The following is a 23,729-nucleotide window of genomic DNA, read 5'->3' as shown; positions in this document are numbered from 1 at the left end:
ATCCTTTAACTTGCAAAAAAATTGTAGAACAAGCCATTTTTAATCTTGAAAATCACAGAAAAGGAAGTATTGCAGGCGTTGAGTAAAGTTCAGGATCCAGACCTCAAAAAGGATTTGGTCACACTGGGCATGATTCAAAAAATAGAGATCACAGAAGATGCATTGAGTTTTTCGGTGGTATTGACTACTCCGGCATGCCCGCTCAAGGAGGTTATTAAGAATGATTGCTTGAAGGCGCTGGAACCAATATCGAATGGTATAAAAGTAAATATCGAAATGACCTCCGATGTTACCAGTGTAAGGAGTAAGTCGATGATTTTACCCAATGTAAAGAACATTATTGCTGTTGCGTCTGGAAAAGGCGGTGTTGGTAAGTCTACGGTAACCGCGAATTTAGCGGTGGCACTAGCTAAAACAGGAGCAAGTGTTGGTATTATTGATGCCGATATCTTTGGGCCATCGATGCCTACGATGTTCGACTGTGAGCATGAACAGCCCAACATGGTTGAGGAAAATGGCAAAAACATGCTGATCCCAATAGAAAAGTATGGAGTAAAAGTGCTTTCGATTGGTTTCCTCACACCAAAAGACAATGCAATCATCTGGCGTGGACCCATGGCAAGTTCAGCACTGAAGCAGTTTATAAGTGATGTAAAGTGGGGGGAGTTGGATTATTTGTTGATTGATTTACCGCCAGGAACAAGTGATATTCATTTGACGTTGGTTCAGTCTGTACCTGTGACTGGCGCTGTGATCGTGACGACGCCTCAAAAAGTGGCCATCGCCGATGCGCAGAAAGGATTATCCATGTTTAAACAACCTCAAATCAATGTACCGTTGTTAGGAGTTGTAGAAAATATGGCATATTTCACACCAGAAGAATTGCCTGATAATAAGTATTACTTATTTGGAAAAGAAGGAGGTAAGAAGATGGCGGAAAAGTATGAAATTCCTTTCTTAGGTGAAATACCAATTGTGCAATCCATTCGGGAGAGTGGAGATAGTGGATACCCTGCAGTCATGAAAGAAGGAATCACTGAGGAAGCCTTTAATGAACTGGCTCAAACTGTAGCTAGACAGGTGGCAATAAGAAATGCCTCAAAAGAAAAGACAAAGATTGTTCAAATGAACTAAATTTACAGTAAGTAAGTCATTGACCCCATGGAAGCAGACAAAAAACAAGAGCTTTTAGCAAGAATTGATCAGGCCATTAAAAATATCAGACCTTATCTGGAAGCAGATGGTGGTGATGTTAAGTTGCTTGATATTGATGATGACTATGTCGTGCAAGTTGAGCTTTTAGGTGCGTGTGAAGCTTGTCCAATGTCTCCCATGACAATGAAAGCTGGAATCGAGGAAGCTGTTAAGCGTGTTGCTCCAGAGGTAAAAGCCATTAATGCTGTGAATGTTGCCTCTATCAGCTGATACATTTTACCACCTAACCTCCCAATTTATTCCCTTTCGCTTCGTTCATTTGAAATGGTATTTGGGATTTAAAGCACATTTCAGATTGAAATTCATCTTCTTTTTTTTATTGATTACTGCCTGCAACCTGTCCTTTGCGCAAGACAGATGTGGTACCATGCTTTTTAATGATTCAAAATCACCAATGGATCAACAGGAGCAAAAGACTCAATTTGAGAATTGGCTAAAACAAAGAATCTTTGAAAAGCAGATTATCAAACAAAAAAGAATTGGAAGAACCTACAGTGAGACTGTTTATGAGATTCCGGTGGTGGTGCATGTAGTGCACCGTTCCAGCGAATCAGAAGGGACAATGGGCAATATCCCTCAAGAACAAATCATTTCTCAAATCAACACGCTCAATGAGGACTTTAGACGTATGAATGCCGATAAGGTGAACACTCCTTCGGACTTTGAAGATGCTGCTGCGGATGTCAAAGTAGAATTTGTATTGGCTAAAAGAGACCCTGAGGGGCTGCCTACTGATGGTATTGTTCGTGTGGTGGGGAATCAAGATTCCTTTACTATAAATGATGCTGAGGAGTTGGCAGCCAATAGCTATTGGCCAGCAGAAGAATATCTTAATATCTGGGTAGCAAATCTAAGTGGTGGACTGCTAGGGTTTGCAAAATTTCCAGTTTCTAATGAGCCGGGAATGGATAATGATCCTAATCTAAATAGATTGATCGATGGTGTGTATGTGGATTACGAATACTTTGGAACGGGCTACAATGCGGATGATTTTTCAAAAGGAAGAACTTTAGTACATGAGGTTGGACACTGGTTGGGGTTACGACATATCTGGGGAGATGGTGGATGTGGTGTAGACGATTTTTGCGATGATACACCTATACAAGGAAGTAGCAGCTCAGGATGTCCAGATGTCAGTCAAACATCATGCTCTACCACTGATATGTTTCAAAACTACATGGATTATACAGATGATGTATGTATGAATCTTTTTACCACCTGTCAAGGTGATCGCATGAGAACTGTTTTGGAAAACAGTCCACGAAGAAAAGAGCTGCTTACAAGTCTTGGCAAAGTGGATGCTGTGCAAGTAGTTAATGATTTAGGAATACGTTCCATTGTGTCACCTACATTTGGAAATTGTGATTTGGAATTTTCACCGCAGTTGGAAGTGAGAAATTACGGTACTAATGACATCACTGGTTTTTCCATAGAGATATTATTGGATGGTGAATTAGTAGTTACTGATTCATACAATGAAACATTAAATCCTTTACAATCGATTTTTGTCAATTCATCTGAAATTTCAATTCAATCAGATATTGATGAGATTTCGATCAAAATCGCATCTGTAAACGGAGGGACAGATGGAAATACAGATAATGACTGTGAGTCAATAATTACATTTTTTCCTTCTGCTCAAGTTGCGCCGTTGGCAGAAGATTTTGAAGGAACAGATGAGGCAATCACTGATTTATGGAAGACAAAAAACAATAATTCGAATACATCGGCATGGACTGTTGGAACTGCTCCTAATGTAATTGCTGAAAATAAGGCGGCCATACTAAATTACTTTGGTTCGGCGGCAGGATCCTTTGGTGAGTTGGACTATTTCTTAAGTCCGGTGTTTGACTTAACTGGATTGTCAACTGCCGATTTGAGGTTTAAATATGCTTATGCGAATCATCCCACGTTTTACAGTGATGCACTAACAGTAGTTGTGTCTACAGATTGTGGAGCTACTTTTCCGCCAGAAAATATACTATTTGAGAAGGTCGGAGCTGACCTTAGTACTGCACCTGAGACAAGCGCCTCGTTTACACCAATGGATCAATCAGACTGGAATGAGATTGATATAAATTTTGGTGAGTTTGCAAGTCAAGAAGTCGTTATTGCTTTTATAGGTAGCAATGGTGGTGGGAATAATCTATATCTAGATGACATCCAAATCTATTCTAGTACTGCAAATGATTATGATATTGGAATAACACAAATTGAATCCTTGCCGATTGTTACTTGTGAATCAGATGTGTCAATGGATATCTACGTAAAGAATTTTGGAATCCAATCAATAACAAGCTTCTCATTGAGTTATATGTATGGAAATTTGAGTCAGACGGAAGAGATTAGTTTGGAAAATTTGCTTGAACCTGGAAAGACGGAAGTGCTTGAAATAGGGGTTTCAAATCTTTCTGATATCGCCTATCAAATGGTTGTTCAGGTTGATAAACCCAATGGAACAGAGGATCAAGACTTAAGCAATAACAAGGAATCAGTGAACTTTGAAGTTGCTTCTCTTTCTGAAGAAATTCCTGTACGTCAGAGGTTTGCGAGTTCATTAGAAAGTTCGGGTTGGTACTATGTGAGAAGGGATGCTCCTACAAACTGGACAATTTCAGAATTCAGAGAAGATAATGTTAGTGACTATGCGCTCAGTTTTATGGGGTATGATCTTGATACATTGAACATAGAAAATTGGTTTGTTAGCCCAGTGTTGGACTTTTCACACACAGATGAGGCTTCTATGTTATTCGATGTTTCTTATGCAAATAGGTCAAACAGAAATGATAGATTGCGAATTCTTGCCTCTACGAATTGCGGCAAGGATTATCCTTTTGAAGTTTACAATAAAAAGGGCAGTGTTTTGGCAGTAGCTCAGAATGAGTCGGCTTGGTCTCCAGAGACATCTGAAGATTGGAGAAGTGATTTTGTTAATCTCGGTGAACTTGCTGGTCATGTGGATGTTCGGTTGGCATTTGTAGTCACCAATCAAAATGGGAATAACTTATATCTAGACAATATTGAGCTATTTGTTTCGGCCGATGATAACCCTATTATTATTTCCGAAACTATGAGGGCCTTTCCAAATCCGGCAACCGATTTTGTAGAGGTTAAATTTAACTTTAACATCAAAGAAGAAATCTTATTGAGAGTATTGAGTTTGGATGGGGAGGTGATAGCTGAACAGTCCTTCCCAAATACACTGAATCAAGTATATCGTATCGACAATATTAAGAGTACGAACAACGGCATGTACATCGTGCAGGCTATTGGTAACTTTACAAAATTATCCAGCAAAATAATAATTCAGCAGTAGCTATACGGAGCTTTTGATCTGTTTTTCCCTTTCAAATCTGGCTATAGCAAATTGCAATAGCTGGTCAATCAAATCTGGATAAGCGATACCGGAGGCTTCCCATAGTTTGGGGTACATACTGATCTGAGTAAATCCGGGGATGGTGTTTATTTCATTTACCAGTAGCCTATCATCTTTTGTCAAGAATACGTCTACTCTGGCGAAACCCTCGCATTCCAGGACCTCAAAAGTATCAATTGCCATCTTTTGTACGGCTGCGATTTGCTCATTAGTAATGTTGGCAGGAATGTCAATTTTATAACCTTGGTCATCTAAATATTTTGCTTCGTATGAGTAAAAGCTATGGGTAAATGAGATTTCCCCCGGAATCGAGGCCTTTGGATTTTCATTGCCCAAAACCGCGCATTCAATCTCGCGACCCTCAATGAATTCTTCTATAATTACTTTGTGATCAAATGAAAATGCCTCATCGAGCGCTTTGTGATATTGTTCTTCGTTGTCTACTCTATTGATTCCCACAGATGACCCTAAATTGGCTGGTTTTACAAAGCAGGGTAGGCCTAATTGTTTCGTAATACTGCCGAAAGTAGGTCGCTCCTGGTGAGAACGGATTGTAACATATTTGCCAATAGGTAATCCAGCATCCCTAAGTAGACGTTTCATAACGTCCTTGTCCATGCCGACAGCAGAACCTAAAACTCCAGCACCGACAAACGGTATGTTGGCCAACTTCAGCAATCCCTGAATAGTACCATCTTCCCCCATAGGACCATGTAGTATTGGGAATACCACATCTACCTTTTGGTCAGCCCCTGAAAGTAGGCCTTCACTCTGTGGAACTAGTGCTACACTTTCACTTTCTTTGTTCAGACTTATTTTCTCTAAATTATCAGGATGGAGAATAAGTGAGGTTTGTTCATTATAGAGCCATTGACCAGTTTTGTCGATGCCAATCAGTACTGGCTCATATTTATTTTTATCTAACGCCTCAATTACGTTTTTTGCTGATCGCAACGAAATCTCATGTTCGGCTGACTTACCGCCAAACAAGATGCCCACTTTGATTTTGTTCTCCATATTAATAGCAAATGTATATAAGAAGAGATTTAACTTAACATTCTTTTAATTGACTTTTTATAGCACTCATTTATTTAATTTTTTCATTGATTCCGTGTAATTTGCCGCGTCACCGACTGAAAGAAAGAAATGAGTAAAACTGGAGCTTCGAAGAAAGACTTATTGATACATATTGGATTGGCAGCAGTAGTTTCTGTGGCTATTTTGTTGTTCGTATTTTATGTCTACTTGCCTTTCACTACGAATCATGGAGAAAGCATGACAGTCCCTAATCTTGAAGGAATATTGCTCGAAGATTTAGGTGAGTTTTTAGAGGAGAGAGACTTAAGGTATGAGATTGAACCTGATTCTGGGTATTCACCCAAGTTTCCTCCGTTAGCAGTATTGAAGCAGTTTCCTTTAGCTAATGCTAAAGTAAAAGAAGGACGAAAAATCTACATTACATTAAACTCGTCAAAACCCCCAGTGGTTAAAATGCCATCGTTGATTCAGCGTTCACTTAAAAATGCACAACTGGAGCTGAGAAGCCTTGGGTTGTTCTTAGGAGAGATAAGGTATAGACCTGATTTTGCCCTGAATACCATTCTTGGTCAGTATTATCAAGGAAAAAAATTGAAAGCAGGTGATGAGATACCTAAGGGTTCAAAAATTGATTTTGAAGTAGGAGATGGTTTGGGTAATCAGACTTTTCAAATGCTCAATCTAACGGATATGGTGTTGGACGAAGCGGTGTTTGTGATGCGAGGATATGGATTGAAGCTGGGAGACGTGTTTTATGAGAAAGAAGGGAAAATCGTTAAGGAGAAAGAAGACTCAAATGGAGATATAGTAATAGAATCCCTCGAAGCCCGACCTGGCAGAGTGTTTAAGCATTCTCCAAATGCGAAAAAAATCACCCGTATAGGTCAGGAAATTGATTTGTGGATAGTGGAAGTAGATTCTGCTGCTGCGGAAGACGTACCTACTTTGGATTTGACATCTAATTAAAATAGAAATCATAAAATATTGAATTAAACCTTCGTTAAGAGAAGTATGAAATTGAAAGTTTGGAGAGTGGTAGTAATATTGATATTCGCTATGAAGACAATAGCTTCCTATGCGCAAATCCAGATTAAGTCGATTAACCGGATTCCAAATTCTCTATCAAGCTCAAGCGGAGCACGAGTGAATACAATACGGGATACAGTGAGCTTGCCATTTTGGGATGATTTTTCGTTTTCAAATATCACAGCTGATACCACACTTTGGGAAAGTAATACTGGAGCTTTAATCAACGGAACGCTGGGTAAAGTTGCTCCTACGGTAAATGTTGCTTCTTTTGACGGTAACGACCTGTTTGGTAGTCCCCATAATCCGACTGGAGTAAACAGTGAAACCGTTGATGTGCTAACTTCTCAGCCTATCGATTTGGAAGCTGTTGATCTGGATAAACGCGATTCTGTCTGGTTTTCATTTTATTGGCAAATGGGAGGGCTAGGAGAGGTGCCGGAGCAGAGAGACTCGTTGAAGTTGGAATTCTTGGATAAAGACGGTTCGTGGAATGAAGAATATGCATTGTTAGGTGTGGCGGATAGCTTGTTTGATTCGTTTAAAAAAGTATTTATACAAATTGATCATGACGACTACTTTCATTCGGGATTCCAATTCAGGTTTAGAGCTTCTGGAAACAGTTTAGGGCCTTATGATGCCTGGCACATAGACTACGTTTATCTCAATCAGGATAGGTGGAATGATACAAGTGAGTCTTTAATAGATCGAACAGTTACAGCACCTCCAACTCCTATTTTTAGTGAGTATAGTATGATTCCGTATGATTTGTTATTTGACTTCCCAGATACCATTTATCAAGAGATATCTTTTGACTTTGCTACTTTAGAGAATAAAGTCCACCCAGTAGAGTTTGAATATACTTTGGCAAACTATGATTACCCAAACACAGATAGTTCCAAATTCGATGCAACACTTTATTACCTTAATGATAGCGATGATAACTTTTCTCTACCAGCCATGGGTCGAAATACTAATTTTATCCCCGCTTTAAATGATTCGTATTTTACAGGCTTTGATTCTCTTTTTATTCAGACTGAACTAATATTCTCATCTACAACGGATGGTTATTTTATCAAATCCATAGATGGACCCGAAGGAGCAGAAGTGATTACTTATTTGATCGATGAGGAATACAACTATCGATTAAATGATACGGTTAGATCTTATTTTGAAATACATGAAGCGTTGGCTTATGATGATGGAAGTGCCGAATACGCTGCTGGATTAAATAAAAACAAGTCGCAACTGGCTGTATATTATAATGTTCCAAGTGCGGATACCATAACACATATAGATATTTACTTTCCCCAATTGAATCCATCTTCTTCTGGGGAGGAAATTGTACTCTCTGTGCTAAAGGATCTTTCAGGAGAATCTTCTAGTCTCTTGCGTGAGCAGACCTATATTATACCGGGAGGAGCCTCGTTGAATAAGTTTGACCGCTTTAAATTGGACGCTCCAGTTATTGTGTCGGGTGAGTTTTATATAGGTTTTCAGCAATTTACTAATGACTATATAGGTATTGGACTAGACAACAATAGTTCTTTAGGTACTCAGAAGATTTTTGTGAATACCGAGGACAAATGGGAGCCCAACTTAAAGGTGGAGGGTATGATTATGATTAGGGCCATTTTTGCAGACTCAGACTATGTCGTTGCAGGTGTGGATGATTTGAAACCAGAGGTAATGATCTTTCCCAACCCAGCTAATGAAAAACTCACTATTCAGGGAGATTTTGACCGGTATGAACTGCTGGATTTGTCTGGCAAATTTCTCGCAGTAGGTCGATCTAGTGAATTGCTGATTTCAAATTTTAAAAACGGCATCTATTTCCTCAAAGTGTACAAAGGAAAAGCCGCAGTTACTAAAAAGATTATAATTCAGCACTAAGTCACGAAAGTCTATTCTTATAATCTGAATAGCCAAATGACTTGATCAGTTCGAATACCCCATTTTTTCTCATAATTCCGATGGCCGGATGTTGTACGCCGTTGAAAGTGCTAGTTTTGACCATGGTATAATGAATCATATCAAGAAATTCGATTTCATCTCCTATCGACAAGGGCTGGTCAAATGAATAAGCTTCCAGAAAATCTCCTGCCAGGCAGCTAACGCCTCCTAACCGATACTGGTAATTCCCATTGTTGGCATCGGAATAGCCATTGGCTAAATTCGGACGGTACGGCATCTCTAGACAATCAGGCATGTGACAAGTAAAGGAGGCATCTATAATAGCGGTTTTCACTCCCCCGTTATCCACGATGTCTAATACAGTTGTCTTGAGGGATCCCGTTTCCCAAGCAAAAGCACTTCCTGGTTCCAGGATTAGATGTAAGTCGTGTTTGACTTTGAAGTCTTTTAAAATGTTGATTAAATGTTGAGTGTCATAGTCTTTTCTTGTCATCAAGTGTCCACCACCCATGTTTAACCATTTGATTTGAGGCAATAAGTGTCCAAACCTTTCTTCCACGGATTTAAGTGTTTGCTCCAAAGCTGCTGAATCCGATTCGCATAATACATGAAAGTGCAAGCCTTCTACATAATCTGGAATTTTTAGTTTTAAGGGATCTGCTTTTACACCAAGTCTGGATGTAGGAGAGGAGGGATTGTATAAATCCGTCTCAACATCTGAATATTCAGGATTAATTCTTAATCCTACGGACACACCTTGAGCATCTGCCTTAGGGCCAAACCGCTCCAATTGATTGAGAGAATTGAAGGTGATATGGCTGCTTCCAGCGAGTATCTGATCTATCTCACTGTCCTTGTAGGCTACAGCATAAGTATGAGATTTGGTTTTCATATGCTCGTTGCAGAGCATCATTTCATGAACAGAACTGGCTGTGGCGCCTGAGATGTATTGTCGAACAATAGGAAATGCAGCCCACATAGCAAATCCCTTAAATGCGAGAATGATTTCTATCTGAGCTTGATCAGATACAGATTTAATCAACTTCAGGTTGCTTTCTAGTTTTCGTTCATCCAGAACAAAACTGGGTGAGGGTATTGATTTTGACATTAGTCGACCTCCAAATCAATGTTGTGTTCTTCGTGCCATGGCAATCCTTGAGTATTCAATTTTTCCATAAATGGGTCAGGATTGAATTCTTCAACATTAAAAACACCAGCACCTGTCCATTCTCCTGTCAATACCATCATAGCTCCGATCATGGCTGGTACTCCCGTGGTATAAGATACTCCCTGAGCTCTGGTTTCATTGAACGCCTCCTGGTGTTTACAATTGTTGTAGACATAGTAGGAGGTTTCTTTTCCATCCTTCAAGCCTCTGATTCTACATCCGATAGAAGTTTCACCTTCGTAGTTGTCACCTAAGCTCCCTGGGTCGGGTAAGGTTTCTTTTAGAAATTGTAACGGTACAATATCTACACCTTTGTATTTGATTGGTTCAATTGAGGCCATTCCAATATTTTGAATTACCCTCAGATGGGTCAGGTATTCTTGTCCAAAAGTCATCCAAAATCTGGCTCTTTTTAGGCTAGGGAAGTTTTTAGTGAGTGATTCTAGTTCTTCATGATAAAGTACATAGGAGTCTCTTGTGCCTATGTTAGGATAGTTTAATTCTTTCTTTATTTCGAAGGGTTTGGTTTCCACCCAATCCCCATTTTCCCAGTAACGACCATTTTGTGTGATTTCACGAATGTTAATCTCAGGGTTGAAGTTTGTGGCGAACGCCTTGCCATGGTCTCCACCATTGCAATCCACAATATCAAGGTATTGAATTTCGTCAAAATGATGTTTAGCAGCGTAGGCTGTATAGATACTGGTTACACCTGGGTCAAATCCACAGCCCAGCACGGCGGTAAGACCAGCCTCCTTAAATCGGTCTTGATAAGCCCATTGCCATTTATATTCAAACTTGGCTTCATCCTTAGGTTCATAATTAGCAGTATCCAGATAGTGTACCCCAGTTTCTAAACAAGCGTCCATGATTGTTAAGTCCTGATAGGGAAGGGCCACATTGATCAAAAGTTTGGGCTTGACCTTATTTATCAAAGTGACAAGTTCTGGGACATTGTCAGCGTCAACTTGAGCTGTTGTTATATTGATATTGAGATCTGATTCAACATCTTTTGCTATTTGATCGCATTTGGATTGGGTTCGACTTGCCATCCAAATGTCTGTAAATACTTCCGAGTTTTGTGCACATTTATAGGCAACTACACGACCTACTCCGCCTGCGCCAATGATTAAAATTCTTGACATCTTAATAAGGTTTTTATGGGTGCAAATTTATATAAGGTTGATATCTATTTGATAAGTCAGGAATTTATTAATTCAAATTTGTGTTTCTATCCTGAATAGATAAATTTTATTTAAATTGTAGGGTTCAATCATTATTGTAATTGTAGTGATGCTTCAATTGTAAATCAAAAAAACCAATGATAAGAGCATATTCAACACAACTCAAGAACTATTGTTTATTTGGCGCGATTATCCTTTTAGGAAGTTGCCTCTCGCAAAAAGATTTTATTACAGATTCTGATTACAGTTATGGAGGGAAGTTCAAGAAGTATCGGACTTACAATTTCATGACAAGTCCTGAGAATGATACATTATATCATCGCGAAATTCTAGAAAAAACTATTGCTTCTAGAATGGGAGCTCAGGGATATTTCAAGCAAACTAAAAAGCCAGACTTACTGGTGATGTATAAAATATTCTATGACGATTTTTCATTGAGAGGTTATAATCAGCCTCATTTTGAAAGTTGGGTGAATAACGATCAAGCTCTGGAAGGGGCAAAGAAAGAGAATAATACAACGGACGATTTTTTTGAAGATGAAGAAGTGGACGGTGAAGAGTATAGAGTCAGTAATTACGAAATGAATGATGGCACTTTACTTGTGGTATTCTTTGATCGGAAAAAGAAACAAACGGTATGGCAAGGATATGCCTCTGGAGTATTTTCAAGAGAGAATAAAGATTCAAGAAAGAATATAAAGGTAGCTACCTCAAAAATATTTAATGAGTTTAGGTTGATTGCAGATGGTTATGTCATCAAGGGCGGTTGATTTTTAATAAGCTTTGAGAAATGTTAAGGACCCAATGAAAGTTGGGTCTTTTTTTTCGCTTTATTTGTTGGTCTAAACGAAAGAATGAAAATCTATGTCAAAACCTCTTATTTTAATATCCAATGACGATGGTGTCACATCAAAAGGAATCCGAAAGTTGGTTGAGCTCATGGCGCAACTCGGTGAAGTGGTAGTTGTTGCTCCCGATGGGCCTCAGTCAGGTATGGGACACGCGATTACAGTTGGTGATACTTTGCGCTTAACTAAGACGGACATCTTTGGAGATATTCAAGCATATAAGTGCTCTGGTACACCGGCCGACTGTATCAAACTGGCCAAGCATGAAGTATTAAAAGGGAGAAAAGTAGACTTAGTTGTGAGTGGAATAAATCATGGATCCAATACGAGTATAAGCGTGCTTTATTCTGGTACTATGTCTGCTGCCATTGAAGGAGCCATTGAGGGAACGCCCGCTATTGGATTCTCACTTTGTGATTTTAGCTGGCATGCCGATTTTTCTCATGTGGATGAGTATGTGTTGAAAATTGCTAATGAGGCTTTAAAAAATGGCCTGCCTGAAGGGATTGCGCTAAACGTGAATATCCCGCCTAAGCAAAATGAGGCTATTATGGGTATAAAAGTGGCGAGACAAGCCAATGCTAGATGGGAAGAGGAGTTTGATAAAAGGAGAGACCCGCATGGTCGTGATTACTATTGGATGGTAGGTAATTTTGTGAATCATGACAAAGGAGAGGATAACGATGAATGGGCGATAGCCAACAACTATATTTCTATTGTACCATGCCAATTCGATCTTACTGGCCATCATGCCTTTAGTCATTTAAATGAAAAGTGGGACTTATGAGAGATTAAAGTCTAAAAGTGACAAGTTAAAACTTATAGCCCTTTTTACTTTAAGGCTTTTCGCTTTCAACTATTTAGGCTACTTTTGCACTTCAAAATTTTTAAACTAAATATTTCATAATGAAAAATTACGAGACGGTATTCATTTTAACTCCCGTTTTGTCTGATGATCAGATGAAGGATGCTGTCGGAAAGTTTAAGAAGGTACTAGAAGACAATGGTGCGAAAATCATCAATGAAGAAAACTGGGGCCTTAAGAAATTAGCTTATCCGATTCAGCACAAAAAAACAGGGTTTTATCAATTGTTCGAGTTTGAAGCAGAAGCGACTATCGTAGACGCGCTTGAGACTGAGTACAGAAGAGACGAGAAAATCTTGAGATTCTTAACTACTGCTTTGGACAAGCATGCATTGGCTTACAATGTGAAAAGAAAGAGCGGTGCATTTAACAAAAAGAAAGAGGAGGCAAAATCATGACACTAGTAAACGAGCCAATAAACAGAGCCGATCAGAAGAAGAAATACTGTAGGTTCAAGAAGAATGGTATCAAGTATATCGATTACAAAGACGCCAACTTCCTTTTGAAATTCGTAAACGAACAAGGTAAGATTTTACCAAGAAGATTGACTGGTACTAGCCAGAAATTCCAAGGTAAAGTTTCTCAAGCGGTTAAAAGAGCGAGACACCTTGCGTTGTTGCCTTATGTTACTGATTCACTTAAATAAGACAAGGACATGGAAATTATATTGAAAGAAGATATCAAAGGCCTTGGTTATAAAAACGATACAGTAGACGTAAAGCCTGGGTACGGTAGAAACTATTTGATCCCTCAAGGATTTGCTATCATCGCAAGCGTTTCTAATAAGAAAATGATTGCTGAAAACATCAGACAAGCGGCTCACAAAGCTGAGAAGCTTAGACAAGATGCGGAAGATTTGGCTAAATCTATCGGAGACGTAGTATTGGAGATCAAAACTAAAGCTGGTGAAAGCGGTAAAATTTTCGGTGCAATTACTGCATTGCAAGTTTCTGACGCTTTGGCTGCTAAAGGTTTCGAAATTGATAGAAAGAAAATCACGTTTAATACACAAGTTAAAAACGTTGGAGAATACAAAGTGTCTTTGGACTTACACAAAGAAGTCCAGCATGATGTAAACATCAATGTAGTAGCTGAATAAGTTACTTAAACTTAAAAATACTAAAGCGACTCAAGAAATTGGGTCGCTTTTTTTGTGCTCAAACTGGAGTAGATCTATAGAGGTCAGACTTATGCCAATCCTCCTCTGGGTGGCCAATGGAAACCGCCGATTAGTATGATTATACAAGCCTAATGGTGAAATGAAGACAATTCGCCCCTTTTTGTAGTTCCGCTACACCTTTATCCCATTGAGCTAATTTATTCCAAATACAAATTTGATATACATAGCTTCTAAATTGGTAAGCGCATACCGAGTTTAAATTAATTGTAAAACCAAACTAACTAACTATGAAACACTCATATAAAAATATGAGCAGGAAGTGGTGTGTCCATCGCAGACTACATCAATTATCTCTTTACTTATTATTTCAAGTTTTGTTCATTTCACTAGTGCAGGCCCAGGTCAACACAGGCGGAAATGCAACAACAGCAGATCATTCCAAGCAGATCGTTGGGTATATCACCAATTGGGATGCATGGAAGGCAGCCAATGCAGGACTACCTGCGGCAGGAGCTTTGACTCATATGAATATTGATTATTCGAAATACACCATTCTGAACTATTCCTTTTTTGGCGTGGCACAAGACGGTTCGTTGCATAGTGGAGATCATCGAAACAAGAATATCTACAAGCCAGAGGAAGTACAGGCACCAAATGAGCTACTTTTCACGGACATCTATAGTAGCTGGGATTTTCACATTTTATTTGGTCAGTTGGACGCAGTCCAATATATCAGCGAAGAAGTGAAAACCAGAGCAGAGTCTTATGGTTATGTCGTAGAAGTAGGTGGTAGTACATGGACTCACCCTGAATGGGGGCTTAGTGGTTCGTTGCCGCTGCCACTTCCGACTGATGGCGGAGCACCGGGGCTACTGGAAATGGCTCACCAGAATGGTGTGAAAGTGATGGCGTCAATTGGCGGATGGAGTATGTGTAAACATTTTCCCGAAATGGCCGCTGATCCAGTCAAACGAGCCACTTTTGTGGCAGATTGCCAGAAGTTGATCAATATGGGTTTTGATGGGATCGACTTGGATTGGGAGTATCCAGGGCCTTATGCAGGAATGAATTTTACAGGGACTGAGGCTGATTATGCCAACTTCACTACGCTAGTGCAAGAAATTCGTGATGCCATAGGCGCAGATAAGTTGATAACTGCAGCATTTTCCGCTTCTACTCAAAAACTTGACGGTTTCGAATGGGCTGCTTTGTCTCAAACTATGGATTATTTCAATATCATGTCCTATGATTTTAACGGAGGCTGGTCAAATATAGCAGGGCACAATTCGCCACTATATCCTTACGATGGAGCAGAGGCTCCTGAATTCAATTGGCATAACACATTGTCTGGACTGTTGGGTCTTGGAGTTCCAGCTTCTAAAATCAATATGGGTTCAGCTTTCTATGGTCGGGGAGTCGTGACAGATGGAGCTGCTGCGTTGAATGCTCCCACGGTGAAACGCAGTGAAACCGTGCAGCCTGATGGACCGATTACAACCTGTGCTGACTTTACGAACTGGCCGAGAGAAGTGTACGACGGAACTCCTAATTACTATTATATCAAGCAGCAAGCATTAGCTGCCAATAGTGGCTGGACTGAGCATTGGGATGATCAGGCTAAAGTGCCTTATTTGACCAAAGACAACTTTTTCCTGAGTTATGACAACGAACAGTCTCTAGGTCTGAAGGCGCAGTATGTACTTGATAATAGCCTGGCAGGAACCATTGTTTGGACAGTTTATGGTGACTTAGAAATAAGCGGTTCTGCACAGTCATTCGGAACCAAATTAAAACGCTGGTCTAATGTCAGCTCTGAGTTGATCAATAAGATAAATGAAGTTTTTGCCGATGGAAGCAACCCTCTAAACCAACCGCCTACAGCTACCTTAACTAATCCGCAGGCCGGAACTTCATATCAAATTGGTGAAAGCATCACCTTAGAAGCAAGTGCCTCGGATGCTGATGGTGCAGTGACTAAAGTGGAGTTTTATGCGAATGGAAGCAAACTAGGAGAAGATAGTACAGAACCATACAGTTATAGCTGGACAAATGCCGCTTTAGGCGATTATAGTCTTTCGGCAAAAGCCACAGATAATGAAGGGGCAATCGGAACTTCTTTGACTGTTTCAGTAAGCGTTTCTGACAGCACTGCAGGGACAAATCCTGTGGTTTCTATTACCAGCCCAGTAGATGGTACTGAATTGACTACAGGTAATTCAATCGTATTATCCGCTAGTGCGTCTGACAGTGACGGCACTATTTCAAGTGTTGTTTTTAGTGTAAATGGACAGGACTTCAATGCATCGCCAAATGGGTCAAGCTATGAGGCCAACTGGACGCCAGCTTCAGATGGGTCATATTCGATAGTAGCAACAGCTACTGATGATGAAGGCCTTACAGGTGTAAATGAAGTGACTGTAAGTGTGGTTTCAGCCAATCCTTGTAATGCACCTGCTTGGGATTCGAATATAGTTTATCATGGTGGTAATCAGGTTTCGCACAATGGAGTGCTTTATCAAGCCAATTATTGGACGCAAGGAAATAATCCATCTACCAGTAATGGGCAGTACGCGCATTGGTTGGATATGGGGCCATGTGGTGATCCACAAAATCAGTCGCCTAGTGTATCCATTACCAGTCCTGCAAACAACGCTTCTTTGAGTGAAGGGTCGATTGCTATTACAGTAGATGCTTCTGATTCTGATGGTACTGTCGCTTTGGTAGAGTTTTTTGTAGACGGTAGTAAAGTGGGGGATGATAATACTTCGCCTTATACTTATGCTCAGTCATTCGGTGCCGGTAGTTATGTTTTGACTGCTGTGGCCACAGATGATCTGGGAGCAAGCACTACATCAATACCTATCAATATCAGTGTAACAGCAGTTGGTGGCAACGTTCCACCCACTGTGAGTATTACAGCACCAAGTGAAGGGTCAGGCTTTGTTGAAGGAACCACAGTTACGATTGCAGCTGATGCAAATGACTCAGATGGTAATGTAGTCAAAGTGGAGTTTTTTGCTGGAGCTACCAAACTAGGAGAGGACCTTTCCTCACCTTACAGTTTAGATTGGGTAAGCACAGAAGGCAATTATGCTTTAACAGCTGTAGCTACAGATAATGAGGGTGCAACTACTACATCCGACGTGATCAATATCAGCGTGACGGTGGATAATGGCGGTACATGCAATGCTCCGCAGTACCAGGAAAATGGTGGATACTCAGCTGGCAGCGAAGTGCAAAACGAAGGCAAGAAGTATCAATGTAGAGACTATCCATATAGTGGTTGGTGTAATGGTAGTGCGTGGGCCTATGAACCTGGTGTAGGTGCTCATTGGCAAGATGCTTGGACTGATTTGGGAGATTGCGGAACTAACCCTCCTGGCAACGAGTTGCCAGTGGTGTCCATTACTGCGCCAACAAGCGGAACCAATTTCAATTCGGGCTCAACTGTAATGATCGACGTCTCAGCTTCAGATCCAGACGGTACAGTTTCTAAAGTAGAATTTTATGTAAATGCGATAAAGATAGGAGAAGATTTGTCATCGCCATATACCTTCTCATGGACTTCTACAGATGGTAGTCATCAGCTGATGGCTAAGGCTACAGATGATCAAAATGAATCAACCGAATCTACGGTAGTAAATATTACAGTAGGAACAGTGACTCCTCCAACTGGAGACTTACCCGATCGTATTTTGGTGGGATACTGGCATAACTTTATCAATGGTGCAGGCGGTATGAAGCTGAGCGAAGTTTCTGATAAATGGGACGTGATCAACGTGTCTTTTGCAGAACCATCAACGCAATTGGGATCCACCATGGTATTTACTCCGGATAATGCCATTTACCCAACTGCTCAAGAATTCAAAAATGATGTCGCTGCCTTACAGAGCCAAGGTAAGAAAGTTTTGATTTCACTTGGTGGGGCCAATGGTGCTATTCATTTGGATAACGCGGCCGATGCACAAGCATATAGTAGTTCAATGATCAATATCATTACTGAATATGGGTTTGATGGGTTGGATATTGATTTAGAAGGAAGCTCACTTTCGTTGGACGCTGGAGATTCTGATTTTAGAAATCCTACCAGTCCAAAAATTGTTAATTTCATTAATGGTACACAAACGATTCTCAGTCAATTTGGAGCAGGGTTCATTCTCACTGCAGCACCAGAAACATTATATGTTCAGGGCGGACTTAATAATTATGGAGGAGGAGCAGGAGCTTATCTGCCTGTCATCTATGCTTTCAAAGATCGTTTGAATTACATCCATGTGCAGCATTACAATACTGGATGTATGTTGGGCCTTGGGCAAAACAGCCCATGTTATCAGCAAGGGACGGCTGATTTTCAGGTAGCTATGGCAGAGATGTTATTGCAAGGATTTCCAGTGCCAGGTCATTCGCAAGGCTTTCCAGCTTTGAGGCAGGATCAAGTGGCTATTGGTCTGCCAGCTTCTCCACAGGCTGCAGGAGGCGGATATACGACGCCAGCTACAGTGCATCAGGCGCTTGATTATTTGGTTAAGGGTATTTCCTATGGAGGAAATTACACTTTAGTGAATACTTCAGGGTATCCTAATTTTAGAGGGCTCATGACCTGGTCGATCAATTGGGATGAGTATAACAGTTTTGAATTCTCAAATAATCACAGAACTTATTTGGACGCTTTGGGTGCCTCAGGAGCTAGAACTTTAGATCAAGCAAATGGTATAAACGAAGAAGTGCTCGAAGAGGAAATTGATGCTTTGGTGTTCTATCCGAACCCGTTCAGTGATGAGGTTAACCTTTCATTTACGCTAAGGCAAGAAGGATTGGTAACGTTGTCTGTGTACAATCAAATAGGAGCAAAAGTGACTGATTTGATTAAAGACAAATCATTTAGTCTTGGTAGTCATCAAGTGACTTGGGATTCAAGTGAGCTACCCAAAGGATTATATCTATTTAGGTTAGGTCTTGGACATAACACAACCACCTACAGAGTGATTAAACAATAATAAAGTAGGTAGAAGCTAGAGCTTTTCACATTTAAAACCAGAAATGCCTAAGTAGGTGTTTCTGGTTTTTTTATTGCCTTATCTTTGGTATATGATTATCCACAATGCAAACAATTTCCGAACCGAGTTTCACCCCAGACTTTCAAGTTTTCAAATTGGTTTTGGAAATCAGTTGTTGACTATTGGTTCCTGTTTTTCTGAGAATATTGGACTTAGATTGCAGCAAAATAAATTCGAAGTACTGGTCAATCCATTTGGAACCGTATATAATCCGATAAGTATTTTTAAACTGTTAGGTGCAGATTCGCTGGATGATTCGAAGTTTGTTGAAGTTGGGGGGCAATGGTATCATTTGGATTTTCACTCTCAGTTTACGGGTAGAGATAAAAAGACACTTGAAACTTTATTGGAGCTCAAACTCAAAGAAGTGTCAGCATATCTGACTCAGGCTCAGACGGTATTTGTTACTTTGGGAACGGCCTATATTTACGAATGGCTTGAAAATCTAGAGATAGTAGCCAATTGTCATAAAATACCTCAAAAGCAATTCAGTAAGAGGCTTCTTAGTCTTGAGGAAATGAAAGAGTCTTTTGAAAGAGTGAAAGTAAACTTGATCAAGGTTAATCCTGCGTTGCAGTTTGTTTTTACAGTAAGTCCTGTTCGTCATATTAAAGACGGTATTGTCGAAAATCAATTAAGCAAGTCCTTACTGCGTGTACTGTGTCATGAACTATCTCAGGGTGGCCAGGTGAGTTATTTTCCAGCCTACGAAATAATGATGGATGATCTTAGGGATTATCGTTTTTATAAAACTGATATGATTCACCCGAGTGAGATGGCTGAAGATTATCTCTGGGATAAATTTCAACTAACATATATGTCTGATCAAACTCGAAAAGTGCTGAATGAATGGGGGAAAATTCAGGCTGCTTTGTCTCACCGACCTTTCAATCCAGAGTCAGAAAATCATCAAAAATTCTTGAAGGATCAGGATAAAAAATTGGACGTATTCTCCGAATATTTTGATATCGAAGAGGAGAGGATGCTTCTGAAAAAACAGATGATCTGATTTTAAACATTGCAAATCATTCAATAAATGATCGATATATTAGATGATCTCTAAATATTGAATGATTTATTAAAAATCAAAACAAAAGCTTGCGCTTTAACTCATACTTTCTCTTTCTTTGTATCACAAGGATGAACAACACGCAAGTACATATCGCATTCATCGCTGCTACTCCTGCACCAAGGAGGAACAACAGGCCCGTTGGGGTCTGCTAATACTGGGTTGCCTATGCGGTAACCCCAATTCCAACATTATTTCAAAATATTTTATTTAAACCATTAAAGTTCATTGGTTATGAACGTGGATGTGCAATATGCAACCATGGAGCATATCAAATATGCTCAGGAAATTTGTGATCTCATTGAGTCTGCTGCTAAGGCACGCGGGACTGGTATCGCCAAAAGAGAACCCGAATATGTTCGGAAGAAAATTGAATCAGAGCAGGCTGTTATCGCTACTTATGCTGGTGAATTGGCAGGGTTCTGCTACATCGAAACCTGGCAAAACAAGCAGTACGTAGCTAACTCAGGTCTGGTGGTTAGCGAGAAATTCCGAAACATTGGGTTGGCCAAAAAAATCAAGAAGAAGATTCTGGAATTGTCGCAGGAAAAATTTCCTGGTACAAAGTTGTTTGGAATCACAACTAGCTTGGCCGTGCTCAAGATCAACTACGAATTGGGGTATCGTCCTGTAACATTTTCGGAGTTGACAACAGACGATGCCTTCTGGAATGGTTGCAAGAGTTGTCCAAACCATGATATTTTGGAACGAAACAATCGAGCCAACTGCTTGTGTACAGGTATGTTGTTCGATGAAAAATCCCAAGTAAAAGAAATTGAAAAACCGAAGGGTGTAATCGCTAAGCGATTCCAGCGCCTGACCAATTTCAAGAACAAACGAAAATTGAATAAGAAGAAATGAGTGATAAGAAAGTAGTATTGGCATTTAGTGGTGGATTGGACACTACCTATTGCGCATTCTATCTCAAAGATCAAGGATATGATGTCCATACGGTCATCGTAAATACTGGAGGATTCTCCGAAGAGGAATTGGCTGAGACCGAAAAAAGGGCCTTCTCTTATGGAGTGGACTCGCACAAATGCTTGGAAGAAACCTCTAATTTCTATGAGCAATGCTTAAAGTATCTGATTTATGGCAATGTATTAAAGAATAATACGTACCCACTGTCTGTTAGTGCCGAACGTGCATTTCAAGCTCTGGCTATTGCCAAATATGCTAAGTCTATTGGAGCCAAAGCAATTGCTCATGGGAGTACGGGTGCAGGTAATGATCAGGTACGTTTCGATTTGATTTTTCAAATCATTTGTCCAGATATTGAGATCATTACACCAATTAGAGACAATAAGCTATCTCGTCAAGAAGAAATCGATTATCTCGCAACTAAGGGAGTCAAAATTTCTTGGGAGAAAGCAAAATATTCTATCAACAAAGGACTTTGGGGGACCTCTGTAGGCGGAGACGAAACCTTGACTTCAAATTTAGGGTTGCCAGAAAGTGCCTTCCCTTGCCAAGTAGAGAAAGAAGGAAGCGAAGTTGTTGAACTACAATTCGAAAAAGGCGAATTGGTGGGATTGAATGGAGAAAATCTGGATTCAGTGGACGCCATATTCAAACTAAATGACATGGCATCTAAGTACGGCATTGGCCGTGATGTACATGTAGGTGATACCATCATTGGTATCAAAGGTCGAGTGGGATTTGAAGCTGCTGCACCGGTAGTCATACTCAAGTCACATCACACACTCGAAAAGCATGTACTCACCAAATGGCAGCAGCACTGGAAAGAGCAGCTGGCCAACTGGTACGGTATGCTATTGCACGAAGGGCAATTTTTGGATCCTGTCATGCGAGACATTGAAGTGTTCTTGGAGAATACTCAACAGAATGTAACCGGAACTGTCACCGTCAACCTTGCACCTTATCGATTTGAAGTGGTGGGAATTACTTCCGACAAAGATTTGATGAGCTCCACCTTCGGGCAATACGGTGAAATGAATAACGGTTGGTCAGGTGAAGATGTGAAAGGCTTTACCAAAATATTGGCCAATCAATCTAAAATTTATAACTCAATCAACTCATGATCAAGGTAGGGGTCGTAGGAGGAGCTGGTTATACAGCCGGAGAGTTATTGAGAATATTAGCCAATCACTCGCAGGTAGATATTACTTGTGTGCAAAGTTCGAGTAATGCGGGTAATCCGATTCACTCGGTGCACAAAGACCTGATAGGGGATATTGAAGGCGAATTTGCAGCTGACTTCGACTTGAATGTCGATGTGATTTTCATCTGCTCAGGTCATGGCAAGACGCAGGAATTTTTGGATGCCTATGATGTGCCTGGTGATGTGAAAATCATTGATTTGAGTAACGATTTTCGACTGGAAGCTGAAGGCAATGAATTTGTCTATGGTTTACCTGAATTGAATTTGGAGGACATCAAATCAGCTAAATATCTGGCCAATCCAGGTTGCTTTGCCACGGCCATTCAGTTGGGGGTATTGCCTTTGGCAGCTGAAGGTGTGTTGACTGAAGATGTGCATGTTAATGCTGTGACAGGATCTACTGGAGCAGGTCAAAACCCGAGTCGAACTACGCATTTCAGTTGGAGAAATAACAATGTTTCGATCTATAAAGCTTTCAGTCATCAGCACTTGGGAGAAATCAATCAGTCGGTCAAGCAACTACAAAATGACTTTGCCCATGACATCAAGTTTCTGCCAGTTCGTGGCAATTTCCCGAAAGGGATATTTGCTAGCTTGTATACCACGGTGAAAGCGAGTGAGGAAGAGGTGGTGAGTTGGTACAAGGAATTTTATAAGGAGGCCGCCTTTGTGCATATGTTGGATGAAGCTCCTGATATGAAACAGGTGGTAAACACCAACAAATGTTTGATTCATGTAGAAAAGCACGGAGATACGGTATTAGTGACCTCTGTCATTGATAATCTGATCAAAGGTGCTTCAGGACAAGCTGTTCAGAATATGAATTTGATGTTTGGATTAGACCAAAAGGAGGGATTGAGATTGAAGAGCAGTGGATTCTGATCTAAGGTCTAACTACTAATTACTAAAATCTAAATAAAATGAAAATAGCACTCATAGGCGTAGGAAATTTGGGATTCTCAATAGCTCAAGGCATTGCTGAGCAGACGGGCTTTCACGTAGATCAGTTAACGCTAACGAAAAGAAACGTGACGGGCTTGGCTGAGAAATTCGATAGCAATAAAGTCAAAGTGACTTCCAGCAACATTGAGGCAGTTCAGCAATCGGATATTATCATTTTAGCGATCCAGCCAGGGCAAATCAATAGTGTGCTCAATGAAATCAAAGGAGTATTACTAGAAGGTCGTCATGTACTCATATCTACAGTGACAGGTCGCGCGATTGCTGATATTGAAAATGTGATCAAGAAAGACATCGCAGTCATTCGAAGCATGCCAAATACAGCGATCTCGGTTGGGCAATCTATGACTTGTCTCAGCGCCAACGAACAAGGTAAGGAGCAAATGAAAGTCGCTCAGCAGATCTTCGATGCCTTGGGTCAGTCTTTGGTTATCGAAGAAAATATGATGCAGGCCGCAACGGTTATTTGTGCCAGTGGAATAGCCTTTTGGATGCGCTTGATTCGTGCCACTACACAAGGTGCGATCCAATTAGGTTTTGATGCACCTGAGGCCAAAAATATGGCTACACAAGCTTGTATGGGGGCAGCGAGTTTGCTATTAGATTCTAATAGCCATCCGGAGGAGGAAATTGACAAAGTGACTACACCACGTGGATGTACCATTTCAGGCCTCAATGAAATGGAGCATGAGGGGATGAGCTCAGCCTTGATTAAGGGCTTGATGAAGTCGTACGACAAAATATCAGACATTATCTCAGAGAAGTAA

General features: G+C 40.4%; 19 protein-coding genes. 16 read left to right on the top strand and 3 right to left on the bottom strand.

Annotation, left to right across the window (positions count from 1 at the left end; genetic code table 11):
• Positions 1–45 precede the first annotated feature (45 nt).
• From ACO6S2_RS13975 to ACO6S2_RS13965, 3 genes are all read left to right on the top strand, one after another.
• Positions 46–1,134: an Mrp/NBP35 family ATP-binding protein gene (locus ACO6S2_RS13975; RefSeq protein ID WP_422359176.1), complete on the top strand. Its 1,089-nt coding sequence runs from the start codon at positions 46–48 to the stop codon at positions 1,132–1,134.
• A gap of 27 nt (positions 1,135–1,161) precedes the next feature.
• Entirely contained in the window at positions 1,162–1,425 is a 264-nt protein-coding gene (locus tag ACO6S2_RS13970; RefSeq protein WP_422359175.1) for a NifU family protein, read from the top strand.
• Between the two features lie 85 nt (positions 1,426–1,510).
• Positions 1,511–4,531: a choice-of-anchor J domain-containing protein gene (locus ACO6S2_RS13965; protein WP_422359174.1), complete on the top strand. Its 3,021-nt coding sequence runs from the start codon at positions 1,511–1,513 to the stop codon at positions 4,529–4,531.
• Here ACO6S2_RS13965 and ddlA read toward each other — a convergent pair whose 3' ends face one another.
• Positions 4,532–5,608, bottom strand: a complete 1,077-nt coding sequence (ddlA, locus tag ACO6S2_RS13960; protein ID WP_422359173.1) for a D-alanine--D-alanine ligase — start codon at positions 5,606–5,608, stop codon at positions 4,532–4,534.
• Between the two features lie 129 nt (positions 5,609–5,737).
• Between ddlA and ACO6S2_RS13955 the strand changes: the two genes are divergently transcribed.
• Together ACO6S2_RS13955 and ACO6S2_RS13950 are read left to right on the top strand one after the other, a co-directional pair.
• On the top strand, positions 5,738–6,595 hold the full coding sequence (locus ACO6S2_RS13955) for a PASTA domain-containing protein (protein ID WP_422359172.1): 858 nt from the start codon (positions 5,738–5,740) through the stop codon (positions 6,593–6,595).
• 177 nt (positions 6,596–6,772) lie between these two features.
• Positions 6,773–8,548 (top strand): T9SS type A sorting domain-containing protein, encoded by a 1,776-nt coding sequence (locus ACO6S2_RS13950; RefSeq protein ID WP_422359171.1) that lies wholly within the window; start codon positions 6,773–6,775, stop codon positions 8,546–8,548.
• 1 nt (position 8,549) lies between these two features.
• Here ACO6S2_RS13950 and nspC read toward each other — a convergent pair whose 3' ends face one another.
• Together nspC and ACO6S2_RS13940 are read right to left on the bottom strand one after the other, a co-directional pair.
• Positions 8,550–9,677 carry a carboxynorspermidine decarboxylase gene (nspC, locus tag ACO6S2_RS13945; protein WP_422359170.1) on the bottom strand — a complete coding sequence of 376 codons (1,128 nt, stop codon included), beginning with the start codon at positions 9,675–9,677 and terminating at the stop codon, positions 8,550–8,552.
• The gene (locus ACO6S2_RS13940) at positions 9,677–10,882 is read right to left on the bottom strand and encodes a saccharopine dehydrogenase C-terminal domain-containing protein (RefSeq protein ID WP_422359169.1); all 1,206 of its coding nucleotides are present in this window, start codon (positions 10,880–10,882) and stop codon (positions 9,677–9,679) included. The genes nspC and ACO6S2_RS13940 overlap by 1 nt, the downstream gene beginning before the upstream one ends.
• Positions 10,883–11,058: 176 nt before the next feature.
• Here ACO6S2_RS13940 and ACO6S2_RS13935 point away from each other — a divergent pair, with 176 nt between their 5' ends.
• From ACO6S2_RS13935 to proC, 11 genes are all read left to right on the top strand, one after another.
• The gene (locus ACO6S2_RS13935) at positions 11,059–11,691 is read left to right on the top strand and encodes a DUF4136 domain-containing protein (protein ID WP_422359168.1); all 633 of its coding nucleotides are present in this window, start codon (positions 11,059–11,061) and stop codon (positions 11,689–11,691) included.
• Between the two features lie 94 nt (positions 11,692–11,785).
• Complete coding sequence (gene surE, locus ACO6S2_RS13930; RefSeq protein WP_422359167.1) at positions 11,786–12,556, top strand: 5'/3'-nucleotidase SurE; 771 nt, start codon at positions 11,786–11,788, stop codon at positions 12,554–12,556.
• Positions 12,557–12,675: 119 nt separating this feature from the next.
• Entirely contained in the window at positions 12,676–13,032 is a 357-nt protein-coding gene (rpsF, locus tag ACO6S2_RS13925) for a 30S ribosomal protein S6 (protein WP_422359166.1), read from the top strand.
• Entirely contained in the window at positions 13,029–13,280 is a 252-nt protein-coding gene (gene rpsR, locus ACO6S2_RS13920; RefSeq protein ID WP_084370700.1) for a 30S ribosomal protein S18, read from the top strand. Before rpsF ends, rpsR begins: the two co-directional genes overlap by 4 nt.
• A 9-nt stretch (positions 13,281–13,289) precedes the next feature.
• Positions 13,290–13,733, top strand: a complete 444-nt coding sequence (gene rplI, locus ACO6S2_RS13915) for a 50S ribosomal protein L9 (RefSeq protein WP_422359165.1) — start codon at positions 13,290–13,292, stop codon at positions 13,731–13,733.
• A 308-nt stretch (positions 13,734–14,041) separates the two neighbouring features.
• The gene (locus tag ACO6S2_RS13910; protein ID WP_422359164.1) at positions 14,042–18,751 is read left to right on the top strand and encodes an Ig-like domain-containing protein; all 4,710 of its coding nucleotides are present in this window, start codon (positions 14,042–14,044) and stop codon (positions 18,749–18,751) included.
• Between the two features lie 91 nt (positions 18,752–18,842).
• Positions 18,843–19,820, top strand: coding sequence for a GSCFA domain-containing protein (locus ACO6S2_RS13905; RefSeq protein WP_422359163.1), 978 nt, complete (start codon positions 18,843–18,845; stop codon positions 19,818–19,820).
• Between the two features lie 294 nt (positions 19,821–20,114).
• On the top strand, positions 20,115–20,741 hold the full coding sequence (locus tag ACO6S2_RS13900) for a GNAT family N-acetyltransferase (RefSeq protein ID WP_422359162.1): 627 nt from the start codon (positions 20,115–20,117) through the stop codon (positions 20,739–20,741).
• Positions 20,738–21,922, top strand: a complete 1,185-nt coding sequence (gene argG / locus ACO6S2_RS13895; protein ID WP_422359161.1) for an argininosuccinate synthase — start codon at positions 20,738–20,740, stop codon at positions 21,920–21,922. The genes ACO6S2_RS13900 and argG overlap by 4 nt, the downstream gene beginning before the upstream one ends.
• Positions 21,919–22,884, top strand: coding sequence for an N-acetyl-gamma-glutamyl-phosphate reductase (argC, locus tag ACO6S2_RS13890; protein ID WP_422359160.1), 966 nt, complete (start codon positions 21,919–21,921; stop codon positions 22,882–22,884). The genes argG and argC overlap by 4 nt, the downstream gene beginning before the upstream one ends.
• Positions 22,885–22,922: 38 nt before the next feature.
• Positions 22,923–23,729 carry a pyrroline-5-carboxylate reductase gene (gene proC / locus ACO6S2_RS13885; RefSeq protein ID WP_422359159.1) on the top strand — a complete coding sequence of 269 codons (807 nt, stop codon included), beginning with the start codon at positions 22,923–22,925 and terminating at the stop codon, positions 23,727–23,729.

It is taken from the genome of Reichenbachiella sp., assembly GCF_965233835.1.
Lineage (GTDB): Bacteria > Bacteroidota > Bacteroidia > Cytophagales > Cyclobacteriaceae > Reichenbachiella.
Note: the sequence above shows the minus strand (reverse complement) of the source record. Positions and strands in the feature narration are given on the sequence as shown.